We start from the raw sequence: 25,160 nt of genomic DNA on the forward strand, positions 1-25,160 counted from the left end.
AAACCTACTCCTGCTCAGGATTACGTAAATAATACCCGACACCTCGACGTGTCACGATCCAATTTGGATTACTTGGACTTTCTTCAATTTTTTCACGCAAACGACGAACTGTCACGTCTACTGTTCGTACATCTCCAAAATAATCATAACCCCACACTGTTTCAAGCAAATGTTCACGGGTCATAACCTGACCTATATGTCTTGCTAAGTAATGCAGGAGTTCGAATTCACGATGTGTTAATTCAACCTGATCTCCATTACGCGTGACTGCATATGCGTCTGGGTGAATCACCAAACTACCAATGACGATGTCTTTTGTTGTTTTCACCGCATCATCTGGAACTGCTTGTAAACGACGTAGGTTTGCCTTCACTCTCGCAACAAGCTCGCGATTACTGAACGGCTTTGTAACATAGTCATCTGCACCAAGCTCAAGTCCTAATACTTTATCGATTTCGGAGTCCTTTGCTGTCAGCATAATGATTGGCATGGATTGTGTTTTACGAATCTCACGACACACTTCATTCCCATCTTTATTTGGCAGCATAATATCTAATAAGACTAAGTCTGGTTTTTCCCGTTCAGCAAGCTCGATTGCTTCGTCTCCATCATATGCACAAACTACTTTATATCCTTCTTTTTCTAAGTTGAATTTTAATATATCTGCAATTGGTTGTTCATCATCTACTACTAATATTTTTTGACTCAATTTAGCCACATCCTTTTATGACATTCTTATTTTTTAGTTTATCATATTACGAAAGAAAACTCTCATCAGTTGTGCGAAGTAAAAAGTACCTTATATAAGAAAAGACTAACTCGTTCAATAAATCGAGTTAGTCTTGTTTGTATAATTGATTTAGAAATAGCTTGCTGGCCTTTCTAATGAGCCATTTACATGGACTTCAAAGTGTAAATGAACACCTGTCGAGTTCCCTGTAGTTCCCATGACTCCAATTTGACTGCCGCGTTTTACTGTTTGACCAGTTTGAACGCCTATTGAAGAAAGGTGCGCATATATCGTTCTCATACCATTATTATGATCAATCACAATCTTGTTTCCGAAACTTCCATCACGCCCCGCTTCAACTACAACACCGTTATCAGCTGCCAGGATTGCCCGGTTGCTTGGACGAGCGATATCCATTCCTTTATGCATACGGCCCCAACGTTGACCCACATCACTCGATACATATCCACCAATAGTCGGCCAGTGTAAGTTTCCAGTTCCGCGTGAAGAGATCACTTTAGTTCCTTTAATGATGATGTCTTTCACAGGCTCTTTTGTGACAGTTTCTGTTATTACTTCTTTAGCGGTTTGCTGTCCGTTTGTCATTTCAATAGCATAATGTACTTCTCTTTTGCCATCTGTACCATCTTGCTTAGTTTTTTCTTCACCTTTGTATAAATCATCTGATTCAATAATTTTCGTTTCATGTTTAATGGTTTCTTCTACCAATTTTTCTTTTTTAACAATTACATTTACAAAAGGAGCGTATTCCATCACGTTCAGTTCTTCTCCAATTTGTAAAATAGAATCTTCTGTTAGTGATGAGTTTAGTTCTAGTAACTTCTTGGTTGATAGATCATACTTGCTTGCAATTTGCCCAAGTACTTCTCCTTGCTCAACTTTATGTTTCTTCACTTCTAAAGTTCCTTTTTCGATCATCTTGACCCCTTGTTTAACTGTCAAAACATCCTGTGGTGAAGTCTTTTTTTCTTCCATTGTTACTTTTTCAGATAAAGTTACTTCAGTAACAGTGGAATCACCTTTGGATAAACTTGTTTCATCCTGTTTCGGTTCGTTCTTTTTCGTTTCATCTTTTGCTTCTATTTTATTTAATATGTCCTCACTTACATATTTTGCTTTGTAAGCTTTTAAGACCTCTTGAACTATTTTTTTGTTGTTAAAATACCCAACTGTTTTATCAGCAATTTTTAACTCAACCGCTTTTGCTTTAATGGAAAGCCCATTTTCTAATGTCTTTGCTACTTTCTCATTATTGTATGTAGGATTGAACACTTTCTCAGGTATAAGTGATACCTTTTCGCCGATTGCAATGGTATATTTATTGAACTGTTCTTCACCTGTTGCAATTTTTGCATCGATTTTATCCTGTACAACGGACCGATCGTCAACTTTCCCAATATGTTTCCCATTCATATAGACATGGTACACAATTCCGAGTTCATTGGATGCAGCCAATACTGTAGTTGTGAAAATTAAACTGAAGGCTAAGCAAGTTAATAATACTACTTTGTTCAAAATGCTTAAGTGCCTACGTCTTCCTTGCATTTTAGTATAATTACGATTAAACACGATGGTATTTCCCCCTGATCATTTAAAACATTTCTCTAATATAAGTAGACTTTCTCAATGTCCTTTCCTAATTTATCATAGGTTTAGTTAATTAGTAACAGGGTATAGTGAACTGTAATCGAACTGTATAATAACTTACAATTTCTTACACTTTATTCGATGTAAAATTACACAATAAAAGAAATAATAGTATTTTGGGATAATATATTAATCTTTTTTTCGACATACATTACAATATTATTACAAAAAATTATGTCGAATTTCCTGTTTTTATGGAAATATAAGTAAATTAGCATCCGCATTTCATGAAAGTCAGAGAATATAATATTGAATAAGACAAGTTTAAAATAATCAACTTTCCTCAATTCAGGAAAGTATTGAAAGCAAAAAAAGATAACTCAACCAATCGTCCTAGGAACGAGATTGAGTTATCCTTTTTATTTATAATGTCGCTCAGAGCTTTTGCTTTTAGCTATATACGCTACGTACGACGTTTGTTTGGGTTCTGTCTGGTCCAACTGAAAAGATTGATAGTGGTATTTCTGTTAATTGTGAAATACGCTCTAAATAATGGCGTGCATTCTCTGGTAAATCATGAAGACTTCTTACCCCAGTAATATCCTCTGTCCAACCAGGCATTTCTTCGTATACCGGCTCACATTCCGCCAAAATGGATAAGCTGGCAGGAAATTCATTCATTACTTTCCCTTTATACTTGTATGAAACACATATTTTCAATGTTTCAATTCCCGTTAATACGTCAAGTGAGTTCAGTGATAAATCTGTGATTCCACTAACACGTCTAGCATGTCGCACAACAACACTATCAAACCAACCTACACGACGTGGTCTTCCAGTAGTCGTTCCATATTCACGGCCAACTTCACGTATTTGATCGCCGACTTCATCATGTAATTCAGTTGGGAAAGGACCATCTCCAACACGTGTTGTGTAGGCCTTTGATACACCAACAACATGATTGATTTTCGTAGGTCCAACACCTGAGCCAATTGTAACTCCGCCAGCAATTGGATTGGACGATGTAACAAACGGGTATGTTCCTTGATCGATATCAAGCATAACCCCTTGAGCACCTTCAAACAACACACGACGACCATCGTCAAGCGCGTCATTTAATACAACAGATGTATCAACTACATACTTTGCAAGCTCTTGCCCATATTCATAATACTCATCGACAATTTCGTCCACACTAACAGGGTCGACTTCATATACTTTTTCGAATAAGCGATTTTTCTCGTTTACATTTTGTTCTACTTTTGCACGGAACGTATCTTTGTCCAGAAGATCAGCAATACGGATCCCAACACGCGCAGCTTTATCCATGTACGCTGGACCGATACCTTTCTTCGTTGTTCCTATTTTATTTATTCCTTTTTCTTCTTCTTGAAGGATATCTAATTTTAAATGGTAAGGCAAAATAATGTGCGCCCGATTACTAATACGCAAGTTATCTGTTGTAACGTTACGCTCATGTAAATATGCAAGCTCTTCTTTAAATGCTTTCGGGTCAATAACCATTCCATTTCCTAATACGCAAGTTTTATCTGAAAAGAAAATTCCAGATGGAATTAAATGCAACTTGTACGTAATTCCATCAAACTTGATTGTATGTCCAGCGTTATTACCACCCTGGTATCTTGCAACTACTTCTGCATTCTGAGAAAGAAAATCGGTAATCTTACCTTTTCCCTCGTCTCCCCATTGCGTTCCAACTACTACTACTGAGGACATAGTGCACCTCCACTGTATAATCATTTGTATTTTAGTAAGTAACAGCGTAATTTTATCAATATCACAGGAATTAGTCAAGTTAGAACACGAACGTTGCGTTAATAAAATTTAGTAACGTTCGGCAAAAGTGAGATTATGTTGATGCTAAGCTACTATCGCTTGATATTTAACTCCACAATCGATCTTCGTGTAAAAATCAAAAAAAGTGCGCCTCTTCATAATGAGACACACTTTTCTTAAGCCGGTGGAACATCACTATCTGAGTATCGATGGTCCAAATCAACGAATTTGTTGTATTCTTTTACAAATGCTAATTCGACATTTCCAACCGGGCCATTACGTTGTTTGGAAATAATAATTTCAATTATATTTTGTTTTTCTGATTCGGAGTCATAGTAATCATCACGGTATAAAAATCCAACGATATCGGCATCTTGCTCAATACTTCCAGATTCTCGTAAGTCTGACATCATCGGTCGTTTATCCTGTCGGGACTCTACACCACGGGATAGCTGTGATAATGCGATTAAAGGTACATTTAATTCACGAGCTAGTCCTTTTAGTGAACGGGAAATTTCAGATACCTCTTGTTGTCTGTTATCACGCGAATTGGGGCTTCCTTGAATTAACTGCAGGTAATCAATTACGATCATGCCAAGTCCATGTTCCTGCTTCAGACGTCGACATTTTGAACGGATTTCACTTACACGAATTCCAGGTGAGTCGTCAATGTAGATTCCCGCATTCGACAAACTACCCATTGCCATTGTCAGCTTACTCCAATCCTCCGCCTGAAGGCTCCCCGTCCGAAGTCTTTGCGCATCGATGTTTCCTTCTGCACAAAGCATCCTTGAAACTAGTTGATCTGCACCCATCTCAAGGCTAAAGATAGCAACGTTTTCATCGGTATTAATCGCGACGTTTTGTGCAATATTCAAGGCAAATGCCGTTTTACCAACAGAAGGTCGTGCAGCTATAATAATTAGATCATTTCGTTGAAAGCCTGAAGTAATTCGATCCAAATCACGGAACCCGGAAGGAACACCGGTCAAATCTGCACTTTGGTGGTGCAAACTTTCAATATTATCGTAAACGTCTATTAGGACATCTTTAATTGCTTGAAATGCACCAGAATTTTTTCGATGTGAAACTTCGAGAATATTTTTTTCCGCTTCGTTTAAAACATCTTCTATTTCATCTTCCTTGGAAAAACTTTCTGTAACAATATCTGTCGCTGTACGGATCAATCGACGTAATACTGATTTTTCTTCGACAATTTTGCTATAGTAACTAATATTTGCTGCAGTTGGCACGCTTCCGGCTATATCCGTTAAATAGGAGACCCCTCCTACTTCATCAAGTGTTTTAGCATTGGATAACGATGTGGTTACGGTAACCAAATCAATTGGTTCACCTTTATCGGAAAGCTTCATCATTGTTTCATAAATACGCTGATGACTCGCCCGGTAAAAGTCCTCTGGCAATAGTACTTCAGATGCACTAGAGAATGCTTCGGGTTCTAAAAATATCGCACCGATTACTGCTTGCTCTGCTTCTATATTATGTGGTGGTGTTCGATCATTCCATTCACTCATACTTTTCCCCCTCTTGTAGAGGTATATATTTCAAAAAAAAGAAAGGCTCACTCCTCATCAGAGTAACGAGCCTGGATACTTATAACTTATTTTTCAGATACATGCACTTTAATGGAACCAGATACCTCTGGAAGAATTTTTACTGGAACCGTTGTATAGCCAAGTGCACGTATTGGTTGGTCAAGTTCTATTTTACGTTTGTCAATTTTATATCCATGTTCTTTTTGTAATGCTTCAGCAATCTGCTTGCTTGTAATGGATCCGAATAGACGGCCTGCATCACCTGATTTCGCCTTTAACTCTACTGTTAATTCAGCTAAAGTATCCTTTAAAGCAATTGCTTCTTCTTTTTCCTTTTGTTCGAGTTGATCTTCTTTACGTTGCTTCGCTTCTAATGCTTTCACATTACCTGTATTTGCTTCCTCAGCTAATTTATTTTTCAGCAAATAGTTCCGAGCGTAACCGTCAGAGACATTCTTCACTTCGCCTTTTTTACCTTTACCTTTTACATCTTTTAGAAAAATTACTTTCACTGTACGTCTCCTCCTTCTAAATACTCCTCAAGTATATCCCTTAATAGTGCTTCTGCGTCCTCTATCGATGTATCTTTAATCTGTGTGGCTGCATTGGTTAAGTGGCCTCCACCATTCATTTTTTCCATGATGATTTGAACGTTGACATCGCCGAGCGACCTAGCACTAATTCCAATTTTACCATCACTACGCTCCGATATTACAAATGATGCGTTTATACCACTCATGGTTAAAAGTGTATCTGCGGCTTGTGCGATTAATACGGAGCCATAAACTTCACCATGTTTTCCTTTTGAAATGGCAATGGAATCACGATAAACCTCAGCACGCTCTATTAACTTACTCCGTTTTATATATACATCTAAATCTTCTTTCATAAATTGCTGAACTAAAATCGTGTCTGCACCTTTCGAACGTAAATAAGATGCTGCATCAAATGTTCTTGAGCCGGTGCGTAATGTGAAACTGTTCGTATCCACAATAATTCCCGCTAGGAGTGCTGTTGCTTCTAACATTTTCAACTTAAGGCTCTTCGGTTGATATTCAAGCAATTCTGTAACTAATTCAGCTGTTGATGATGCATAGGGTTCCATATATACCAATGTAGGGTTTTCAATGAACTCCTCTGCACGACGGTGATGATCAATCACCACTTTGTATTCTGTTTTGTTTAAAAGTTTTTCGTTAGATACAAGTGTTGGTTTATGTGTATCTACAACAACTACTAAGCTGCGATTCGAAATTATACTCTCTGCAGCTTCAGGATCAATGAATTGCTGCCATAGACTTTCCTCTTCCTGAATTGCATCGACTAAACGATAAACCCCAGTACTAACATCATCAGGATCAAAGACTATATACCCATCAACGCCATTCGTTTTGGCGATATTTAAAATACCTATTGCAGCTCCAATAGAATCCATGTCTGGTGATTTGTGCCCCATAATAATAACATTGTCGCTTTCCTTCACTAGCTGTTTTAACGCATGGGATATAACCCTAGCTCTAACACGCGTCCGTTTTTCCATTGGATTTGTTTTTCCACCATAAAACCGAACTTTTCCAGAATCATCCTTAATTGCTACTTGGTCGCCTCCACGTCCTAACGCTAAATCAAGACTTGATTGCGCTAACTCTCCAAGCGATGGAAGGTCTATACTTCCGAGTCCAATCCCAATACTAAGAGTGATTGGAATATTCTGATCAGCATTTAGTTCTCGAACTTCATCCAAAATATCAAACTTTGATTTTTCAAGTTGGTGTAAAATTTCTTTTGTCCCAACTGCGATAAATCGATCCTGTGATGTCCGCTTCAAATACATCCCGTTTTCGTGGGCCCAGTTATTTAATACAGAAGTAACCTTTGAATTCAACTGGCTTTTAACCGTGTCATCCATGTTTTGCGTAATTTCTTCATAGTTGTCTAAGAAAATAATGGAGAGTGTGGTTTGTTCATTATGATAAAGCTGTTGAATTTCTGTTTGCGTAGTACGGTCAAACAGATATAATAACCGTTCCTCTTTTTTTATAGAGGTTTGAAATTCGTAGCCATCTAGTTGAAACCAAGTTTCACTTTTATTTTCCTTAATCATTGGAGTCAACTCTTCCGACAATAAATTAAGCGATTTCCCCACTAAAGTATCCTCAGCTGCAAATCGATTCATATACGGATTGGCCCACTCAATATAGTAATCTTCATTAAATAACACGATACCTATTGGCATTTCTAACAACGCTTCTTCACCAACTTTACGTACACGGTGGGAAAGCGTTGATATATATTCTTCCGTCTGATTCATTAACGTTTTTTCCGTTCGGATACTATAGAAAAAAGATCCAATAAGAACAACCGTCATCACGAGACCTATTATCCATTGAAAGTACCAAATAAACCCAAGCAAAATAATAGATAAAATATAAATTATCCACAAATGTCTGCTCAGTGTTGGTTTCTTTTGCATATCTGGCATGGAATTCAACTCCTATACCTTATTCCTGTTCTATTTATTATCCTTTGAAATGCGATCACGTAGTCGAAATCCTATATCTATTATACCTAAGATGCGTACAAGATAAAGTAAAATAAATGAAAATAGCAATGTTACTATTACACATATTATTGGAAATGCCTTCGATTTGTTCTTTTGATGAGCATAGAAAAAGATAAAAGAAAAACCTTGAAGAGTCATTAAAAGCCCTGCTAACACGAGAACATTATTAATTGCATGATAGAAAGCACTTGATGGATCATACTCGAACATGGTAAGAATTACTGCGAAAAAGTAAATCCAAACGAGTGAAACCGGGAACCGTAAATCCCGAAAAGGTGGAAAAGCGAATTTCTTTTTTTCCAAACGGTTGATCACTTTATAACCAATCCATTGGCTGACAAATGCTAACAGAATAGCAACAGAAGCAACTCCAACTGGGATTAAATCTTTTAGCATATTCGCTTGTTGTTTCATGATTTCCAGTTGTTCCCCTGATTGACCACTTAGACCAACCTGTTCCATTAAGAACTTACTCATCTGCACTGACTCATCAATCATCGTATTAATTTCACTTACCCAGTTAACGTTAAATACAAGCTGACTGATTAGGAAAGTAAACAGTAATCCAATGATAAACCCAAACATTCCACGGGCCCACGTTTCATATGGTGTTAGTTTTTTATGCATTGCGCCACCAATCATTATTCCGCCCAGCCCCATCAGAATAGTAATTGGTATAGAAAATACTGTTGCAAAAAGCGAAGATAACAAAATAGAAGCAGCAAACATGATTAGTGATGGCTTCCAGTCGTATCTATACGCAAATATAATAAACGGTATTGGCAATAAAAAAATTGCAATTATTTCTATTAGTGGGACAAAAACAGACATCAATAATAAAATAATGTATATTGCTGTAAGAAGCGCCCCATCTGTTAGTATTTTTGATCGATTCATCTATTCCTGCACCTCATTAATGTATATAAATCGCCTGATTCTTTTAATCTCATTATAATATGATAACACGATTTCCGTACTAATTGGGGAACGATTTATTGATTGCATTTTATTTCCCGGGCAATAATTGTCGAATAGTATCAAATAATAATAAAATGTCATCAATTATTCATGGCCAAGTAGCGACTTTATCACTTTTTTTTACTATAATAGTACAAGCAAGTGAATAATTCGTTAAGGATGAATACTTATGATATTTCTTAAAGCCTTTTTACATAGCATAAAATTACCAAACAAAAATGCTGTATTTAAGTTGAATCGTATTGGAATGGATATAACAGTCGTGTATATGTTTATCATTATGGCTATCGTTGCTATTCCTGCACTTTTCGACCGAATAACAGGGTCTAGTGATCCCGGCTCTGATATGGCATTTTTCTTTCTACTAATATACTTCTTTATGTTTTATTATCTCCCATTAACGATAATCGTATTTGTTGTTATATCTGGAGTAGCATATCTATATACTTGGGTTGCCAAAATCCTTAAGCGAAAGTTGCGCTTTCCTTTACTATGGAAAATGGGCGCCTATACAACAACGATTCCGTTTTTTATTTACACGATTATTGCCATGATTTTTTCCATAGATGATAGCATGCTATGGGTCTTTTTCATCTATTCTCTAATTGTTTTACTACTAATAATAACGGTTTATCCAAAGCGTAAAAAACGAAACGTGTAAAGGGGGCTGCTATGGTGAGACAACTAGTAATCCTATGTATGTTTTTTTCATTGTTAGTAGCCTGTAGCAGTGGTCCTGAATCATCTGACACAGAGAAGAAAGAAATCTTTATTTCAGCAGCGGCCAGCCTATCTGGTGCTCTTAAAAAGATTAGTGAGGATTTCGAGGCGGAACATCCTAATGTAAACATTACCCTCAATTTCAGTGGATCTGGAAAATTAGCACAGCAAATTCAACAAGGTGCGCCGGTTGATGTATTTTTATCTGCTGATCAAAACTGGATGGATGTATTGGAGCAAGATAACCTGATATTACCTGGTACACGGGTTAATTTCGCCAAAAATAGTCTGGTTTTTATTTCACAAAAAGAAACCGATAAAAAAATACATACTTTAAAAGATATTGACCCGGGCTCTATCGGACAAATTGCAATCGGCAACCCCAAAAGTGTCCCCGCTGGAAACTACACGAAAGAGGCCTTAACCAATCTTGGTCTATGGGACAATCTTATCGAACATTTCGTTTATGCAAAAGATGTTCGTCAGGTACTTACCTATGTGGAATCAGGAAATGCTGAAGTTGGCTTTGTCTATGGCAGTGACCTTCACCGGACAGAAAGTGTTCAAGTATTAACTGAAGTTGATTCAGACTTGTATTCGCCAGTTGTTTATCCAGCAGCGGTGCTATCTACAGGTGAAAGCCCAGAGCTAGCGAAAGTTTTTCTAAGTTATCTTCAGTCTGATTCTGCACAGGCTGTTCTTGAAAACTATGGTTTTATGAACTATTAGAGCGGAGGTGCGATGTATTGAACTATACACCACTTGTTTTATCACTAAAAATAGCAGGTATTGCCACATTCATCGTACTTGTTTTCGGGATACTTTTTGCCAGATTACTAGCAAGAAATCAGTTCCCCGGGAAACGAATTATTGAATCAATTTTAATGCTTCCATTAGTGCTCCCACCTACAGTTGTAGGATTTGGATTATTATATTTGTTTGGAAAAAACGGGCCAATTGGAAGTTTTTTGTTACAGGCCTTTAATTTTCAAGTTGTCTTTACATGGATTGGTGCTGTTATTGCCGCCACAGTAGTCGCCTTTCCCTTAATGTATCAAAGTGCGTCGGCCGCTTTTCAAACTTATGATCCTAATATTGAAAATGCTGCTTATACATTAGGAGCCTCTAAATGGCGTGTTTTCTGGACTATATCATTTCCGCTTGCATGGCCTGGGCTTCTAGCAGGGCTTGTACTGACTTTTGCAAGAGCACTTGGTGAGTTTGGTGCAACGCTGATGATCGCAGGGTACATACCCAACAAGACAGATACCATTCCGCTTGCTATCTATTTTGCCGTGGAATCAGGTAATACAGATAAGGCTATTTTTTGGGTGATTAGCATGCTTGTCATTGGATTCAGTGCAATATTATGGCTAAATTGGTGGAGTGGTCGTAATATATTAAAGTTTACTAGCGAAAAGTAATGGAGGCCCACAAAAATGCTTACAGTAGCTATCACTAAAAAGCTGAAAAACCTTTTAATAGATATACAATTCAACGTTGACAACGAAATAGTTGTCTTGTTCGGACCATCCGGATCAGGAAAAACAACTTTATTAAACTGTATTGCAGGATTAGTCCATCCGGATACAGGAACTATAAGATTAAAAGAAAAAGTACTTTTCCATGAAAATGAAAAAACGACGCCCGTACAAAAGCGAAATATTGGGTATCTATTCCAGGACTATGCATTATTCCCCCATATGACAATTGGAAAAAATATCCAATATGGCATGAAAGACACCGATTTGGCGAAAAAGCTAATTGATGTAGTTGGCATTAAACCGTTATTGAATAGCTATCCAAAACAAATTTCAGGTGGAGAAAAACAACGCGTTGCACTTATCCGGGCATTAGCAATGAAACCAGATGCATTATTACTCGATGAACCTTTTTCTTCATTGGATGAAGAAACACGTATCGAATGTCAGTATGAATTAATCCGCCTCCATAACACGTGGAATATTCCGATCATTATGGTGACCCACGATTTTAATGAAGCAACCAAAATTGGTAATCGGATTATCAAAATAGAAAATGGAAAAATGAAAAGAAATTAGGTAAACAAGTGGATCCATCTAGACCTTCTTGTCACCTATTATTCCTGATTGTTCTCAACATGCTGCTTTAGCATGGAGATCTTATTATCCCAGTATTGTTCAAAGAATGACAGCCAATGTTTTAATTCTACTAGCTCTTCTGGCAGAAGGGTATAAATTTTTTCCCGACCGGTTTTTCGACCATTAACTAACTTTGCTTCCGTCAGTACGTTCAAATGTTTCACTACTGCTGTTCGACTCACCGGAAAGTTTTGGCTAATTCCTTTAATAGATAAGTCTCCCTTGGCAAGTAATTCAAGCATTTGCCTTCTTGTAGGATCAGCTATTGCCTGATAGACATCATATTTGGGAGCAGCTGTCACTCTTCTTCAACTACCTTTCGCAGGCCATTATCTACAAGCTTGTCCCAACCGTTATTCATTATATTTCTAGTTGTCAGGTACGTTCTGGATTGTCCAGGTATTGTTTCATCTGGTTCTCCCCATCCTGAATGAATTAAAGTAAATGAAGTTCTTTCTTCTATTGCTTCTAATAAAAAAGATACTTCCCAACCAAACTCTCCCCATGAAAAGGTTAATTCTTTAGGCGGATTTATTTTTATTACTTTGCACAATGACGTTTCGAATTGCGATTTAATATAAAACTGATGTCCTTCAATTGGTTCAAAATCATTCGGCATAAACCATTCAGCAATGCCATCAGATGTGGCAACTGCCTTCCATACCTTTTCTATTGGTGCATCAAATACTACCTGCTTTTTTATTTCTGGAACTTTATTAGTTTCGCTCACAACAATTTCCTCCTCATTTTAAAATAACACCTTTTGGTTATATTTATATATTATAACACCATATGGTTATATGTAAAGTGGGAATACCACACAAAAAGACTCTCCGCTACAATAGGAGAGCCTTTCGATGATTACCTATACTACTTTTATGCTGCTTGTGCTTTACCATTCGTCGTCATCAATGTTACAACAATCAGCACGATAACAGCTACAGGAAGTGCCACAATAACACTGTTTAATTCAAATGGTTTTGCTAATACAATTTCCCAAGTCAATGTGGTTACAACTCCTGCAATCATGGATGAAATACCGCCAACCGCATTGACACGTTTCCAGAAGAAAACTGCCAATAGAGCTGGTGTTAACCCTGCTCCATAAACGGTATATGCATACATTTGTACTTCTAATACGGTCGGGAAATAGCTTATCAAAATATACGATAACAAACCTAATACTACAATAAATATTTTTGTCATTATCAATAACTGCTTATCTGTTGCGTCCTTTTTGATAAATTTCCCAACGATATCATACGTCACATTCGTTGCAGCTGATAATAAATAGGAATTACCTGTTGTCACGATGAATGCTGTTGCAGCAGCAAGTAAGATACCACCAATGATTGTCGGCATTACAACTGTCGTTGCCATTAGAGCCATTCCGGGAGAAATATCTGGAAACATTGAACTAGACGCAAAAGCGATAAATGAAATAGAAGGTGAAATAAGAATCATTCCTATTAGCCAACCGATTTGTGCCTTTTTAGACGATTTATCCCCTTTAGACGATGCAAGTCGTTGATACATATTTTGGTCACCTAAAAGTAAAAACAGCGATGGTAACAAAAAGCCTAACAATTGAACATTGCTCAGTGTACTCGTTACGGTTAAATGTTCAGCTGGCACATTTGCGGTTATTTCATCCCATCCACCTGCAATCACAAAGATCGTCGGAAGTGTTATAAATAAGGCCGCGATTGCTAAAAATGCACTCAATGCGTCAGTCGGAGCAACAGATTTTAATCCACCAATAGTTGCTAGAAATATAATTAATACTGTACCGATGATGGTTCCAGTTTCAACAGACATTCCTGTAGTTAGGTTTAAAATAAAGCCGATTCCCGTCATCTGATACGAAACAATCCCCACGAAGGCTAAAATAATAATAATACTCGCAATCATGCGTGCAGTTGATCCGTATTTTGCCTCAAGAATTCCCGAAACGGTATATTTCCCAAACTCTCGTATTTTAGGAGCAATTAAATATAGGATACCGATACCTACTAACGTTGGAATCATCATTAATAAAGCTGGAATAATTCCATATGAAAATGCCATCGAAGTTTCGCCGCCTGAGATACTTCCGCTACCAGTCCATGTAGCAAGCAACGTACCAGTTAGGACAATCGTACCAAGTCCTTTTCCTGCAAGGATAAAATCCTCGCTACTAGATACTTTCTTTGAATAATAAATCCCCATGATAACCATGATTATACCGTAACCAGCGACAAACCATAACAACGTTGGATTATGTGTAATTTCCATTTAAGTTCCTCCACTTTTTATTTCTTATGGTTAGCTTTTACCAAATATAAAATAATATGAGAAACTTTAATGTGAAAAGAAATATAAAAGGCACAAAAAAACCTTCCTCCCGCAGTTCATACGAAAGAAAGGTTTTATATGGTTTATTACTCTGTTACGAAAGGCAATAATGCCATTGTACGAGCACGTTTTACAGCTTTTGTAAGTTTACGTTGATACTTAGCAGATGTTCCAGTTACACGGCGAGGAAGAATTTTTCCACGCTCAGAGATGAAACGTCTTAGTAAATCAACATCTTTGTAATCGATGTGTGTAATTCCATTTGCTGTGAAATAGCACACTTTACGACGCTTTGCGCGTCCGCGACGAGCTGCCATCAAATATCCCTCCGTTTCATTTTAGAATGGTAAATCATCGTCTGATATATCGATAGGTTGGCCGTTATTTTTAAACGGGTCCTCTTCGTTTTGGTTTTGATTTGATTGATTTTGATTTTGGCTTTGATTCTGATTACGGTTCTGATTCTGTTGATAGCCTGAGCCTGATGAACCTTGACTATTACCTTGCGTGGATCCTTTGGTTTCCAAAAATTGCACACTGTCTGCTACAACTTCTGTCATGTATACCATTTTACCATCTTGACCTTCAAAATTACGCGTTTGCACACGTCCATCAACACCGACCATGCTACCTTTTTTCATATAGTTAGCAAGATTTTCTGCGGGCCTGCGCCATACAACACAGTTAATAAAGTCCGCTTCACGGTTTCCTTGTTGATTGGAGAAAGGTCGATTAACAGCTAAAGTAAAATTGGCTACTGCCACTCCAGTTGGTGTATAACGTAAATCAGGATCCTTCGTTAACCTGCCTACAAGTACGACACGATTTAACATCAGAACCACCCCTTATTATTGATCTTCTACTCGAATTGTCATATGGCGAACAATATCGTCTGAGAATTTAGCTAAACGATCAAACTCATTAAGTGCAGCTTCATCACTAGAGAAATTCACAATTACATAATATCCATCGCGATAATCATTGATTTCATATGCAAGGCGTTTTTTGCCTTTTTCATCAACTTTTTCAATCTCCGCCCCATTATCTGTTAAGATCTTGTGGAAACGCTCCATAAGTGCTGTTTGCGCATCCTCTTCCATGTCTGGGCGAATGATATACATAATTTCGTATTTTGTCATTCGTTACACCTCCTTTTGGTCTTAGCGGCCCTCATTTAGCATGAGAGCAAGGAGTAATTTAAAGTTAATTACTCACAATAGTGTATTATACCAAAATACTATATAAAAAACAAGCATTCGAGGGATCCTTTTTATACGTTAAAACGGAAGTGGATGACATCGCCATCTTTTACAATATATTCTTTACCTTCTAATCGAACATTTCCTTTTTCCTTAGCTTGTGCCATAGCACCTGCATCAACGAGATCATCATAGGAGACCGTTTCAGCGCGAATGAACCCGCGCTCAAAGTCAGTATGAATAATACCTGCCGCTTGTGGAGCTTTAATTCCTTTTTGGAATGTCCACGCACGAACTTCTTGCTCCCCTGCTGTAAAATATGTCGCTAGGCCCAGCAGCTGATAAGATGCTTTAATTAATTGGTCTAATCCTGATTCATCAATTCCAAGCTCTTCTAAAAACATTTCTTTCTCATCCTGATCAAGCTCTGCGATTTCTGATTCAATCTTTGCACAGACTACAATTACTTCTGCATTTTCATTCGCTGCAAAATCTTTCACTCTCTGAACATACTCATTGCCTTCTGGATCGGCAATTTCATCTTCTGAAACATTTGCCACATAAAGAATTGGTTTACTAGTTAATAAATGAAGCTGTTTAACCACTTTCCATTGATCTTCGGTGAAATCTAGCGCACGTGCTGATTTATCATTCTCTAACCCGTCCTTAAGCTTCACCAACACATCATACTCTGCTAATGCCGCTTTGTCTTTTTGACGAGCTAATTTTTCAACACGTTGAAAACGCTTTGTAACTGTTTCCAAATCAGCTAAAATCAGTTCTAAATTAATAATCTCAATATCGTCAATTGGATCAATGGTTCCAGACACATGAGTTATGTTTTCGTCAACGAAACAACGAACAACGTGACAAATTGCATCTACTTGGCGAATATGGGATAAAAATTGGTTACCCAAACCTTCTCCTTTACTCGCACCTTTCACAATACCTGCAATATCTGTAAATTCAAATGCTGTTGGTATTGTTTTTTTCGGTTTTACTAATTCAGTTAATTTATTCAAACGATTGTCCGGAACTTCTACAATACCTACATTTGGATCAATCGTACAAAACGGATAGTTTGCCGATTCTGCCCCTGCTTGAGTAATCGCATTAAATAATGTTGATTTACCCACGTTAGGAAGGCCGACAATTCCTGCTGTTAAAGCCATGAAACTTTCACTCCTTAAGGATATCATTCATATGAACGTTCTAGTCTTCCCAATTATAATACAAGGATAGAATTTGACAAGCAAAGAAAAAGCAAAAATACGTTATTTTTGCTTACGATTTTTGCTGAATCGTTCATGGAAATTTACTTTTGAATTTTTAATCTCGAACAAAATGACATTATAAATAGAAATTAATAAATTTTATTAGAAAACTTGGCTTATCGCCAAGCCTTAATGGCGAAAGCCTTAGTTGCACTTATGCAGTAAGAAGGATGTATTCTTAACTGCTAAGAAAAGCGCAAGCGCCTTGAACACCCCCGAAAAGCTTAAGACAAGCCTCTATGTGGCGCTTTCTTGCCACAAAGAGGGATTGACTTAAGACCTCGAGGGGGTAGGCGCTGGAGCTAGCCAGATTAACGCCAAAAGTTAATACTTTATTATCTGCCTTGTTTAATCTTCGCCTTTTTCAAGTACTTTTTTCATCTTTTTACTAAATTCTCTACGCGGGATCAAAACACTGTGCTCACAACCCTGGCACTTAATCCGAACGTCCATGCCCATGCGAATTATTTTCCAACGGTTTTCTCCACACGGATGCGGTTTCTTCATCTGAACAATATCATTTAAAGCAAAATCTTTATCTACCATAATATGATACCTTCTTTCCTTATTCTTGATCTCGTTCTTGAATTTTTTCTTTTACTCCTTCAACATCTAATGCGGTTGGAGTCTCATTTCGTGAGTACATAACAAGACGTGGTGATGGAATTTGAATACCTTCATTATAAAGGCGCTCTTTTACTTCTCTACGAATTACTCTTGCACCCGCCCATTGATAAACTGGTAGCGTTTCGGCTATTACTCGAATAACAAAGTGAGATAGTTCTAATGTTTGAACTCCAATAATTTCAGGTGTTCCAACGATCTCTCCATATTTATCTGGCAATTCCCTTGCCATTTCTACAATAACTTTTTCTGCTGCTACGATATCACTTTCATATGGTATGTTAATATCCACGACGGCCAATCCATTATGCACGGAATAATTCGTTACTTGGGTTACATTTCCGTTTGGTAGTACATGCTGTTCTCCTGTCCAGCTCTTAATTTTTGTGGTTCGCATTCCAATCTCTTCAACAGTACCTTCAACATTTGATGTGAAAATGTAGTCACCAACCGAAAATTGATCTTCAAAAATAATAAAGAAGCCCGAAATTATATCTCGAACAAGATTTTGTGCACCGAAACCAATCGCAAGTCCTGCAACTCCAGCCCCAGCAAGTAAAGGTCCGATTTGCAAACCGAAACCTTCATCTAGAATCATAATAAACGCTGTAAAATATACTGTGTAAGTTAAGCTGTTATGCAGTAATTTTTTTAATGTGGTTTCTCTGCGCTCCGTAATCCGAAACGGACCACTTTGTCTGCTGATAAATGCTTTATCAATTATCTTTTTACCAACTTTAATAATAAGCATAGCGATTATGATAATGAAAATTATATCCAATATCCCTTTACCAATCGTTAGCCAAAGTTCTGGTCCCGATAAATAGTTCCACAATTTATCAATCTTTTTATTTACAAAGTCCACGATAATGCCCTCCAAAAACTTACTAGTTAGCCAGATTTAGTTTATATATTGATAGTACATCATTTCCCCCGCTAATGAAAAGAATATGGATGGGCAAAATATCAAACTGTATGCTTATGTTTATTATTCCATATTGGATAGAGTATTAACCTCATCAGGACATATAAATTTAAAATTCCGTATATTGGATATATATAACTAATTAACGTAGAAAAGCCAAACGTTGTAAATGGAATCATGATAAGGATGGCAAACACAGCAATCACCCATAAAGGCGATTTCCAGTAGCTTTGAATACGCGTTGTCAGTCCTAATATTCCAGAAGCCGCAGTAGTAAATATCGCAAACCACAGCATGATCGACATAAACACCAGCACCCCGAAAGAGTAATGTTTTAGAATTGCAAATAACGGTATCTCATAAACAAGTATTTCCTCTGCTATCTGTATCAAACTATTATTATATATATAGGAAATAACACCTAATACAATCCCGCTACCAATACCAGTAAACATTATTTCTTTCTTTGATTGAATTTTGTTTCCTATTGCCCCAAGTACTGCGATTAAAGGTAATATGTTTAATGCAGTAAATGGAAATGCCGCTGTCCAATTTCGTTGCTCATGCCAATGGGAAAAGAGTGCTAGCTTTTGATCAAATGTAAATAACAATAATATCGAAATAAGCCCAAGTAGTAATATAGGCAAGATAAATTGATTAATCATTAACAATCCATTTATCCCTCTTACAAATAAAAGAACAAGCAGAACTGCAATGAATGCTACACCCCACCAATAAGAAAAGTAGAAGGCTTGCCCTGTTGCACCACTACCAGCGAGCATTACGACTGTTGTCGTAAATAAATACAAAAATATCATCACATCATATATTTTTGTAAGCCTTTTCCCAACAATAACTCGCAATACTGGCAAATAATCTTTTGATTGTTTTTGATAGGCTACTTGCATAACCACAATACATGATATTGAGAATAAAATAGCAAACAATACAATAGCAAGTCCACTTTCATGGCCAAAAAACTGCCATAATTCCCGACCAGATGCATACCCTGCCCCTATTGTTGTTCCAATAATTAAAAACATCCATTTAAGCCCTGAGCTCCACATTCGCTTTCCTCCAATTAATAACAAAATCGATGTATAGTTATCTTTTTTAAGTCGTATACTATAACCAATATGTTTGTGGAGGATAAGCTATGAATCTAAAAAAACAATTTGTTACAGAAAATGAACAAGAAAATATGCGTTTAATGTACTCAGATTCATTGATTGCAAGTATCATGAGCGAAAAAATAATTTCATGGCTTCCAGAGGTACCAAAAGAATATATTGTTGTTTGTATAGGAACAGATCGTTCAACTGGAGACTCACTTGGTCCATTAACAGGGACTTTTCTGCATGACCACAAACCAAAGTATTTATCTGTTTATGGAACGATTCATGACCCTGTTCACGCAACTAACCTGGAGACCTATATAAAGTTAATCAATAATCAACATAGAAACCCTTACATTATCGCAGTTGACGCATGTTTGGGGAAATCAACGTCTGTTGGGAATATCATCCTAGGAAAAGGATCCTTGAAACCCGGTGCTGCTTTGAATAAATCCCTTCCGCAAATCGGTGACATTCACCTTACTGGAGTTGTAAATATTAGTGGTTTTATGGAGTTTTCTATTTTACAAAATACACGGTTATCTATTGTAATTGATATGGCTAAACAATTAGCAAATCTATTAATGATGATAGATAATAGACTGCAACACAGCATCACAACTCCATCCATCGTTATGCCTGCAATAAATCAAGAAAATCTAGTAGAACAAAAGCAGAAGCGCGTATGAATTGGGTAGATTCAATTAGATAAAAACTTCTACTAAGCAAGTTTAGTAGAAGTTTTTTGAAGCTTTCTTATCTATATCAATTGGTAAACATAATAAATTATTATAACAGTTGCTAGTGATGGTAATAGGTTTCCAATACGGATTTTAGTTATCTTTAATAAATTTAACCCGATAGCCACTATCAGTAAACCACCGACTGCTGTTAGCTCTACAATAAATCCATTTAAAAAGCTTTCAGGCAGCCATTTGGTGATTTGTGTGGCTAAAAGTGCAATTGACCCTTGGTAAAGTACAACTGGTATTACAGAAAATACTACACCAAATCCGAGTGTTGTGGTTAAAACAAGTGCCACAAATCCATCAATAATTCCTTTTGTAATTAAAATTTCATGATCTCCACGTATACCACTATCTAAAGCCCCAATGACGGACATTGCACCAATAACAAAAATAAGTGAAGCAGTAATAAATCCCTGAGAAACACTAAAGTTTTCATTTTTAGTTGTAAACTTACTGCCAATCCAAGCACCTAATCGATTTAATCCTTCCTCAACATGAATGAGTTCCCCGATAATAGCACCTGTGAGAAGGCTTAATAAAACAACGACTATTACTTCTGTAGTAAATGCCATTTGTAATCCAATTAACACTACTGCCAACCCTATGCCATGCATGACAGTCTCTTTATAGCGTTCTGGTATTTTTGTGAAAAATAATCCAAGCAAGCTACCAGCGATTATGCAAACTCCGTTGACCAACGTACCATATAAAACCATTGCCCCATCTCCAATAATTCAAATATCGTATTAAAATTCTTTATATGACGTTACAATTTCCTTTATCGCTGAGATGAATTCAGTTACTTCATCTTCTGTATTATAGATGCTTAGACTTGCTCTCACGACACCTTGTTCTGTCGTATGTAACGCTTCATGTGTTAATGGACTGCAATGTAACCCCGCACGAACTGCTATATTGTAATGGGAATCAAGAATCATGCCCACCTCTTGTGACGGTACTTTTTCAATGTTAAAGGCTACTATAGGCATGCGAAATGTGTCAGAACTCGGACCATAACAAGTAACTCCATCTATTGCCTCCAAACCCTTACAAAGGAGGTTAGCTAAAATTGTTTCACGTGGAACAATTTCTTTGCTTCTCTTTTCATATTCAATTAAGGCTGCATAAAGTCCTGCTATACCTGGGGTGTTTAATGTTCCACTTTCAAGAAATTCCGGCAATTGTTTAGGTTGATTTGGAGAAGATGAAAACGATCCTGTTCCACCGTGGTGAATTGGAGATAAATGAACCTTTCCTTCCACCAACAATACACCTATACCTTGTGGACCTAGTATTCCTTTGTGTCCAGGGAAAACCAACATATCAATTTCCTGTTTAGTCATATCTATCGACATATGGCCAGCGGTTTGAGATGCGTCGATAAGTGTGTATATCCTATTCTTCCTTGCTAATGCTATAATATCATTTATTGGAAAAATACGTCCCGTAACATTTGATGCGTGAGTCATTGCAATTAATCGCGTATTTGACTCAATTGCTTGCTCAACTGCTTTCACAAATGAGCCACCTTCATTTTCCTTCGAGTTATCTACATAGGTGATTTTGACACCAAACTGTTCCTTTATGTACTCCAGTGGTCTGCGTATAGAATTGTGTTCATAAGCTGAAGCAATAACATGGTCATTTTTTTGCCATGACAATCCCTTAATAGCTTGATTTAAACCTACTGTAGCATTCTGATAAAACAAAACTTGTTTTGGATTGCTGCAACCAAAAAGTTCAGCGGTTTTAATTCGTGTATCTCTGATGATCCCCGATGCTTGCCTTGCTAGTGCATGTCCTCCCCTTCCAGGATTAGCTCCAACAGCGTTGACAGCATGAGCCATAGATTCGGCAACGACTGGCGGCTTCGGAAAAGATGAAGCGGCCTGGTCAAAATATATCATTCTTCATTCACCTGCCCTCAATAAAATACACTTTCGTAGGTGCAAAAAAAGACTGACATCAGCTTAAATGCCAATTAAAATCAGTCTCTAACATGCTATTTATGAATCTAGCGCTTCAATAATACGATCTAGGTCATCATTTGAGAAAAATTCAATTTCAATCTTCCCTTTTCGTTTGCCACGCTGGATGCTAACAGAAGTCCCTAACCGATCTCTTAAGACAGACTCTCTTTCCTGAAGAAAGATATCCAGCTTTGGCTTTGGCTTTTTCTTAACAGGTTTCTTATTCATTTCAATAATCATTTGTTCAACCTGACGGACATTTAGCTTTTCTTTAAGAATCCTTTTTACAAAGGGAATTAGATGACTTTTATCTTTTATTCCTAATAATGCACGACCATGTCCCATGGAAAGTTCACCATTATTAATATATGCTATGATTTGGTCTGGAAGTGAAAGCAATCGCACTAGATTTGCAATATGTGATCTACTTTTACCAAGTCTCTTAGATAATTCATCCTGCGTTATCTTTAATTCTCTTATTAAATTTGCATAAGCCTGCGCTTCTTCAATGGGTGTTAAATCTTCACGTTGAAGGTTTTCTAAAAGGGCAATCTCCATCATTTTTTCATCTGTCAGGTCTTTTACGACTACAGGAATATTCTCTAACCCAGCTTCTTTTGCTGCCCGAAAACGACGTTCACCAACAACTATTTCATACCCTTTTATACTCTTTCGTGCAATTAACGGCTGTATAATACCATACTCCAGAATGGAATCCTTTAATTCTTCAATGGCATCCGCATGAAATGTTTTTCTAGGTTGATAAGGATTTGGTCTACAATCCTTAATTGCTATATCTTGGACAGTTTCTACCTTTTCATCAACTTCTGGAAAAAGTGCGTTAATACCTTTACCTAACCCTTTCACCACTAGCCATCACTTCCTTCGCTAATTCAAGATAAACTTCTGCACCCCGTGATTTCGGATCATACGTGATAATCGGTTGGCCATGACTTGGGGCCTCACCTAACCGTACATTTCTTGGAATAACTGAATTATATACTTTGTCCTGGAAATATTTTTTTACTTCTTCAATTACCTGTATACCAAGATTTGTACGTGCATCAAGCATTGTAAGTAATACGCCTTCAATCATTAAATCTTTATTTAAATGTTTTTGTACCAATCTAATGGTATTTAAAAGCTGACTTAGCCCTTCCAACGCGTAATATTCACATTGAACAGGTATTAAAACAGTATCAGAAGAAGTTAAAGAATTGATTGTCAATAATCCCAATGAAGGAGGACAATCAATGATAATATAATCGTAGTCTTCTTTTACCTCTTCTAATGACTTTTTCAAACGGATTTCCCTTGATATAGTTGGTACAAGTTCTATCTCTGCTCCAGCTAGCTGAATTGTGGCAGGAATAATGTCAAGATTTGGAAGACTCGATTGTGTAATAATTTCCTTAGCAGGTACATCTTCAACCAACAAATTATAGATACATTGGTTAACATCTGCTTTATTAACTCCCACTCCACTTGTTGCGTTTCCTTGTGGATCTATGTCTACGAGTAATACTTTTTTATCTAAGTGCGCAAGACAAGCGCTCAAATTTACTGCTGATGTGGTCTTTCCTACGCCACCCTTTTGGTTTGCCATGGCGATTATTTTACCCATGCTGTCACCTACCTAACATTCTATAGTTATAATTCTATCATTTTTTAATGAAAATAGCGGAAAATGTTTTAGATTGTAAGAAAAACGTAATTTATGATAAATGAGCAAAACGGTTTTTCAAATTCGGACATGTTTTCCCGTAAAAAATTCATTTATTAACATCAAAATTAACATGTATTGTAAAAATCTCCATTACCTGTTGAAAAAAACCCATCTATAAAACAGAAGATGGGTAGATATGAAGGTATATGAATGAATAATTTATTATTTATTCTTTGGGATTTTAATCGTAAATTGATAATAATCCTCTAAATCTTTTTCATCTGTTTCAACGTCGACTCCAGTGTCCGTTACCATCGTTAATGATTGTCTAATGGTATTCACTGCAATTCGCATATCTTTATTAACGCCTTTTAATTTAGGCTTCTTCTTTTTCGGTTCGTCTTTTTTGTTTTCCATCTTTTCTATTCGTTCTTCTGTCTGTTTTACATTGAGATCATGTTCAATGATTTCATGTAAAAGCTTTGATTGCTTTTCCGGGTCTTTTAATTTTATCAAAGCTCTAGCATGACGTTCAGTAATAGCCTTATTCAATAAAGCTTGCTGAACAGCGTCATCCAACTTTAATAATCTTAGTTTATTTGCAATCGTTGACTGGTTTTTACCTAATCTTTGTGCAAGGGCTTCCTGTGTAATCGAATGTAGTTCTAAAAGTCTTGCATATGCACGTGCTTCTTCAATAACTGTTAATTCTTCCCGTTGAAGATTTTCAATTAACGCTACAGAAGCCGTCTCTGTGTCAGTCATTTCTTGAACAATCACAGGAGCATTTTCCCAGCCCAACGTTTGTACTGCACGCCACCTACGTTCACCAGCAATTAATTCATAATCATCCTCTTCAAGCTTACGAACTACAATTGGTTGGATCATTCCATGTGTTTTAATTGTCTGCGCTAATTCAGAGATTTTTTCTTCACTGAATATAGATCTTGGTTGAAATCTATTCGGCTTAATTTTAGTTACATCAAGTTGAATCACTTCATTAGGATGATAGGTCTCTTCTTCTGATTCAGAATCTGATTTATCTTTATCTCCTAACCCGAAAATCCGGTTGAAAGGACGTACCATTATCAGACACCACCTTTATTCATAAAACTTGTTGTGAAAACCTTGTATCAATATATATGTTAATTGTTCCACGTGAAACAATTTACTAGTATTCTAGATTTTGCAACGAATCGAAGTACTGCGAAAGTCACTCTTTTATGTAAAAG

Annotated in this window: 27 protein-coding genes; 5 read left to right on the forward strand and 22 right to left on the reverse strand. The window is 36.9% G+C overall.

Annotated features, from left to right (window positions below):
* Nucleotides 1–4: 4 nt before the first annotated feature.
* The 7 genes from yycF to LG329_RS10145 form a co-directional block, all read right to left on the reverse strand.
* Complete coding sequence (yycF, locus tag LG329_RS10115; protein ID WP_404450710.1) at nt 5–709, reverse strand: response regulator YycF; 705 nt, start codon at nt 707–709, stop codon at nt 5–7.
* Between the two features lie 150 nt (nt 710–859).
* Entirely contained in the window at nt 860–2,320 is a 1,461-nt protein-coding gene (locus tag LG329_RS10120) for a peptidoglycan DD-metalloendopeptidase family protein (RefSeq protein ID WP_404450711.1), read from the reverse strand.
* A 468-nt stretch (nt 2,321–2,788) separates the two neighbouring features.
* Nucleotides 2,789–4,075 (reverse strand): adenylosuccinate synthase, encoded by a 1,287-nt coding sequence (locus LG329_RS10125; protein ID WP_404450712.1) that lies wholly within the window; start codon nt 4,073–4,075, stop codon nt 2,789–2,791.
* Nucleotides 4,076–4,311: 236 nt separating this feature from the next.
* Entirely contained in the window at nt 4,312–5,670 is a 1,359-nt protein-coding gene (dnaB, locus tag LG329_RS10130; protein WP_404450713.1) for a replicative DNA helicase, read from the reverse strand.
* Between the two features lie 86 nt (nt 5,671–5,756).
* Nucleotides 5,757–6,203 (reverse strand): 50S ribosomal protein L9, encoded by a 447-nt coding sequence (rplI, locus tag LG329_RS10135; RefSeq protein WP_404450714.1) that lies wholly within the window; start codon nt 6,201–6,203, stop codon nt 5,757–5,759.
* Nucleotides 6,200–8,173, reverse strand: coding sequence for a DHH family phosphoesterase (locus LG329_RS10140; protein WP_404450715.1), 1,974 nt, complete (start codon nt 8,171–8,173; stop codon nt 6,200–6,202). Before LG329_RS10140 ends, rplI begins: the two co-directional genes overlap by 4 nt.
* Before the next feature lie 30 nt (nt 8,174–8,203).
* Nucleotides 8,204–9,151 carry a YybS family protein gene (locus tag LG329_RS10145; protein WP_404450716.1) on the reverse strand — a complete coding sequence of 316 codons (948 nt, stop codon included), beginning with the start codon at nt 9,149–9,151 and terminating at the stop codon, nt 8,204–8,206.
* Nucleotides 9,152–9,401: 250 nt separating this feature from the next.
* Between LG329_RS10145 and LG329_RS10150 the strand changes: the two genes are divergently transcribed.
* From LG329_RS10150 to LG329_RS10165, 4 genes are read left to right on the forward strand one after another with little or no spacing between them, the layout of a single operon-like run.
* Nucleotides 9,402–9,893 carry a hypothetical protein gene (locus LG329_RS10150; protein ID WP_404450717.1) on the forward strand — a complete coding sequence of 164 codons (492 nt, stop codon included), beginning with the start codon at nt 9,402–9,404 and terminating at the stop codon, nt 9,891–9,893.
* Between the two features lie 14 nt (nt 9,894–9,907).
* Nucleotides 9,908–10,681, forward strand: coding sequence for a molybdate ABC transporter substrate-binding protein (gene modA / locus LG329_RS10155; protein WP_404450718.1), 774 nt, complete (start codon nt 9,908–9,910; stop codon nt 10,679–10,681).
* A gap of 17 nt (nt 10,682–10,698) precedes the next feature.
* On the forward strand, nt 10,699–11,376 hold the full coding sequence (gene modB, locus LG329_RS10160; RefSeq protein WP_404450719.1) for a molybdate ABC transporter permease subunit: 678 nt from the start codon (nt 10,699–10,701) through the stop codon (nt 11,374–11,376).
* A gap of 15 nt (nt 11,377–11,391) precedes the next feature.
* Entirely contained in the window at nt 11,392–12,012 is a 621-nt protein-coding gene (locus tag LG329_RS10165; protein ID WP_404450720.1) for an ATP-binding cassette domain-containing protein, read from the forward strand.
* 38 nt (nt 12,013–12,050) lie between these two features.
* Here LG329_RS10165 and LG329_RS10170 read toward each other — a convergent pair whose 3' ends face one another.
* The 10 genes from LG329_RS10170 to LG329_RS10215 form a co-directional block, all read right to left on the reverse strand.
* On the reverse strand, nt 12,051–12,314 hold the full coding sequence (locus LG329_RS10170; protein WP_404456530.1) for an ArsR/SmtB family transcription factor: 264 nt from the start codon (nt 12,312–12,314) through the stop codon (nt 12,051–12,053).
* A gap of 56 nt (nt 12,315–12,370) precedes the next feature.
* Nucleotides 12,371–12,802, reverse strand: coding sequence for an SRPBCC domain-containing protein (locus tag LG329_RS10175; protein WP_404450721.1), 432 nt, complete (start codon nt 12,800–12,802; stop codon nt 12,371–12,373).
* A gap of 146 nt (nt 12,803–12,948) precedes the next feature.
* A complete protein-coding gene (locus LG329_RS10180) occupies nt 12,949–14,346 on the reverse strand; it encodes a sodium:solute symporter (RefSeq protein WP_404450722.1) in 1,398 nt (465 codons plus the stop codon).
* A 146-nt stretch (nt 14,347–14,492) separates the two neighbouring features.
* Nucleotides 14,493–14,723, reverse strand: coding sequence for a 30S ribosomal protein S18 (gene rpsR / locus LG329_RS10185; RefSeq protein ID WP_404450723.1), 231 nt, complete (start codon nt 14,721–14,723; stop codon nt 14,493–14,495).
* Nucleotides 14,724–14,744: 21 nt separating this feature from the next.
* The gene (ssb, locus tag LG329_RS10190; protein WP_404450724.1) at nt 14,745–15,239 is read right to left on the reverse strand and encodes a single-stranded DNA-binding protein; all 495 of its coding nucleotides are present in this window, start codon (nt 15,237–15,239) and stop codon (nt 14,745–14,747) included.
* Between the two features lie 15 nt (nt 15,240–15,254).
* On the reverse strand, nt 15,255–15,545 hold the full coding sequence (gene rpsF / locus LG329_RS10195) for a 30S ribosomal protein S6 (RefSeq protein ID WP_404450725.1): 291 nt from the start codon (nt 15,543–15,545) through the stop codon (nt 15,255–15,257).
* Between the two features lie 131 nt (nt 15,546–15,676).
* The gene (gene ychF, locus LG329_RS10200) at nt 15,677–16,777 is read right to left on the reverse strand and encodes a redox-regulated ATPase YchF (RefSeq protein ID WP_404450726.1); all 1,101 of its coding nucleotides are present in this window, start codon (nt 16,775–16,777) and stop codon (nt 15,677–15,679) included.
* Between the two features lie 450 nt (nt 16,778–17,227).
* On the reverse strand, nt 17,228–17,425 hold the full coding sequence (locus tag LG329_RS10205; protein WP_404450727.1) for a DUF951 domain-containing protein: 198 nt from the start codon (nt 17,423–17,425) through the stop codon (nt 17,228–17,230).
* A 19-nt stretch (nt 17,426–17,444) separates the two neighbouring features.
* A complete protein-coding gene (locus LG329_RS10210; protein ID WP_404450728.1) occupies nt 17,445–18,368 on the reverse strand; it encodes a mechanosensitive ion channel family protein in 924 nt (307 codons plus the stop codon).
* A gap of 101 nt (nt 18,369–18,469) precedes the next feature.
* Entirely contained in the window at nt 18,470–19,495 is a 1,026-nt protein-coding gene (locus tag LG329_RS10215; protein ID WP_404450729.1) for a hypothetical protein, read from the reverse strand.
* A gap of 89 nt (nt 19,496–19,584) precedes the next feature.
* Here LG329_RS10215 and yyaC point away from each other — a divergent pair, with 89 nt between their 5' ends.
* Entirely contained in the window at nt 19,585–20,232 is a 648-nt protein-coding gene (gene yyaC / locus LG329_RS10220) for a spore protease YyaC (RefSeq protein ID WP_404450730.1), read from the forward strand.
* 71 nt (nt 20,233–20,303) lie between these two features.
* Here the strand turns inward: yyaC and LG329_RS10225 are convergent, their stop codons facing one another.
* The 5 genes from LG329_RS10225 to noc form a co-directional block, all read right to left on the reverse strand.
* Entirely contained in the window at nt 20,304–21,008 is a 705-nt protein-coding gene (locus tag LG329_RS10225) for a DUF554 domain-containing protein (protein WP_404450731.1), read from the reverse strand.
* Nucleotides 21,009–21,038: 30 nt separating this feature from the next.
* On the reverse strand, nt 21,039–22,199 hold the full coding sequence (locus tag LG329_RS10230; RefSeq protein ID WP_404450732.1) for an aminotransferase class V-fold PLP-dependent enzyme: 1,161 nt from the start codon (nt 22,197–22,199) through the stop codon (nt 21,039–21,041).
* Nucleotides 22,200–22,298: 99 nt separating this feature from the next.
* The gene (locus LG329_RS10235) at nt 22,299–23,132 is read right to left on the reverse strand and encodes a ParB/RepB/Spo0J family partition protein (RefSeq protein WP_404450733.1); all 834 of its coding nucleotides are present in this window, start codon (nt 23,130–23,132) and stop codon (nt 22,299–22,301) included.
* Complete coding sequence (locus LG329_RS10240; RefSeq protein WP_404450734.1) at nt 23,113–23,886, reverse strand: ParA family protein; 774 nt, start codon at nt 23,884–23,886, stop codon at nt 23,113–23,115. The genes LG329_RS10235 and LG329_RS10240 overlap by 20 nt, the downstream gene beginning before the upstream one ends.
* A gap of 264 nt (nt 23,887–24,150) precedes the next feature.
* Complete coding sequence (gene noc, locus LG329_RS10245; protein ID WP_404450736.1) at nt 24,151–25,014, reverse strand: nucleoid occlusion protein; 864 nt, start codon at nt 25,012–25,014, stop codon at nt 24,151–24,153.
* Nucleotides 25,015–25,160 lie beyond the last annotated feature (146 nt).

It is taken from the genome of Virgibacillus necropolis (genome assembly GCF_044793635.1).
GTDB classification, from domain to species: Bacteria; Bacillota; Bacilli; order Bacillales; family Amphibacillaceae; genus Virgibacillus_F; species Virgibacillus_F necropolis_A.

Bases quoted from the DNA above. Each gene is read 5' to 3' on its own strand.
- LG329_RS10125 (WP_404450712.1), bottom strand. From the start codon at position 4,075: ATGTCCTCAGTAGTAGTAGTTGGAACGCAATGGGGAGACGAGGGAAAA.
- dnaB (WP_404450713.1), bottom strand. From the start codon at position 5,670: ATGAGTGAATGGAATGATCGAACACCACCACATAATATAGAAGCAGAG.
- LG329_RS10140 (WP_404450715.1), bottom strand. From the start codon at position 8,173: ATGCCAGATATGCAAAAGAAACCAACACTGAGCAGACATTTGTGGATA.
- LG329_RS10145 (WP_404450716.1), bottom strand. From the start codon at position 9,151: ATGAATCGATCAAAAATACTAACAGATGGGGCGCTTCTTACAGCAATA.
- LG329_RS10150 (WP_404450717.1), top strand. From the start codon at position 9,402: ATGATATTTCTTAAAGCCTTTTTACATAGCATAAAATTACCAAACAAA.
- LG329_RS10165 (WP_404450720.1), top strand. From the start codon at position 11,392: ATGCTTACAGTAGCTATCACTAAAAAGCTGAAAAACCTTTTAATAGAT.
- LG329_RS10170 (WP_404456530.1), bottom strand. From the start codon at position 12,314: ATGCTTGAATTACTTGCCAAGGGAGACTTATCTATTAAAGGAATTAGC.
- LG329_RS10180 (WP_404450722.1), bottom strand. From the start codon at position 14,346: ATGGAAATTACACATAATCCAACGTTGTTATGGTTTGTCGCTGGTTAC.
- rpsR (WP_404450723.1), bottom strand. From the start codon at position 14,723: ATGGCAGCTCGTCGCGGACGCGCAAAGCGTCGTAAAGTGTGCTATTTC.
- ssb (WP_404450724.1), bottom strand. From the start codon at position 15,239: ATGTTAAATCGTGTCGTACTTGTAGGCAGGTTAACGAAGGATCCTGAT.
- rpsF (WP_404450725.1), bottom strand. From the start codon at position 15,545: ATGACAAAATACGAAATTATGTATATCATTCGCCCAGACATGGAAGAG.
- ychF (WP_404450726.1), bottom strand. From the start codon at position 16,777: ATGGCTTTAACAGCAGGAATTGTCGGCCTTCCTAACGTGGGTAAATCA.
- LG329_RS10205 (WP_404450727.1), bottom strand. From the start codon at position 17,425: ATGGTAGATAAAGATTTTGCTTTAAATGATATTGTTCAGATGAAGAAA.
- LG329_RS10215 (WP_404450729.1), bottom strand. From the start codon at position 19,495: ATGTGGAGCTCAGGGCTTAAATGGATGTTTTTAATTATTGGAACAACA.
- yyaC (WP_404450730.1), top strand. From the start codon at position 19,585: ATGAATCTAAAAAAACAATTTGTTACAGAAAATGAACAAGAAAATATG.
- LG329_RS10225 (WP_404450731.1), bottom strand. From the start codon at position 21,008: ATGGTTTTATATGGTACGTTGGTCAACGGAGTTTGCATAATCGCTGGT.
- LG329_RS10230 (WP_404450732.1), bottom strand. From the start codon at position 22,199: ATGATATATTTTGACCAGGCCGCTTCATCTTTTCCGAAGCCGCCAGTC.
- LG329_RS10240 (WP_404450734.1), bottom strand. From the start codon at position 23,886: ATGGGTAAAATAATCGCCATGGCAAACCAAAAGGGTGGCGTAGGAAAG.
- noc (WP_404450736.1), bottom strand. From the start codon at position 25,014: ATGGTACGTCCTTTCAACCGGATTTTCGGGTTAGGAGATAAAGATAAA.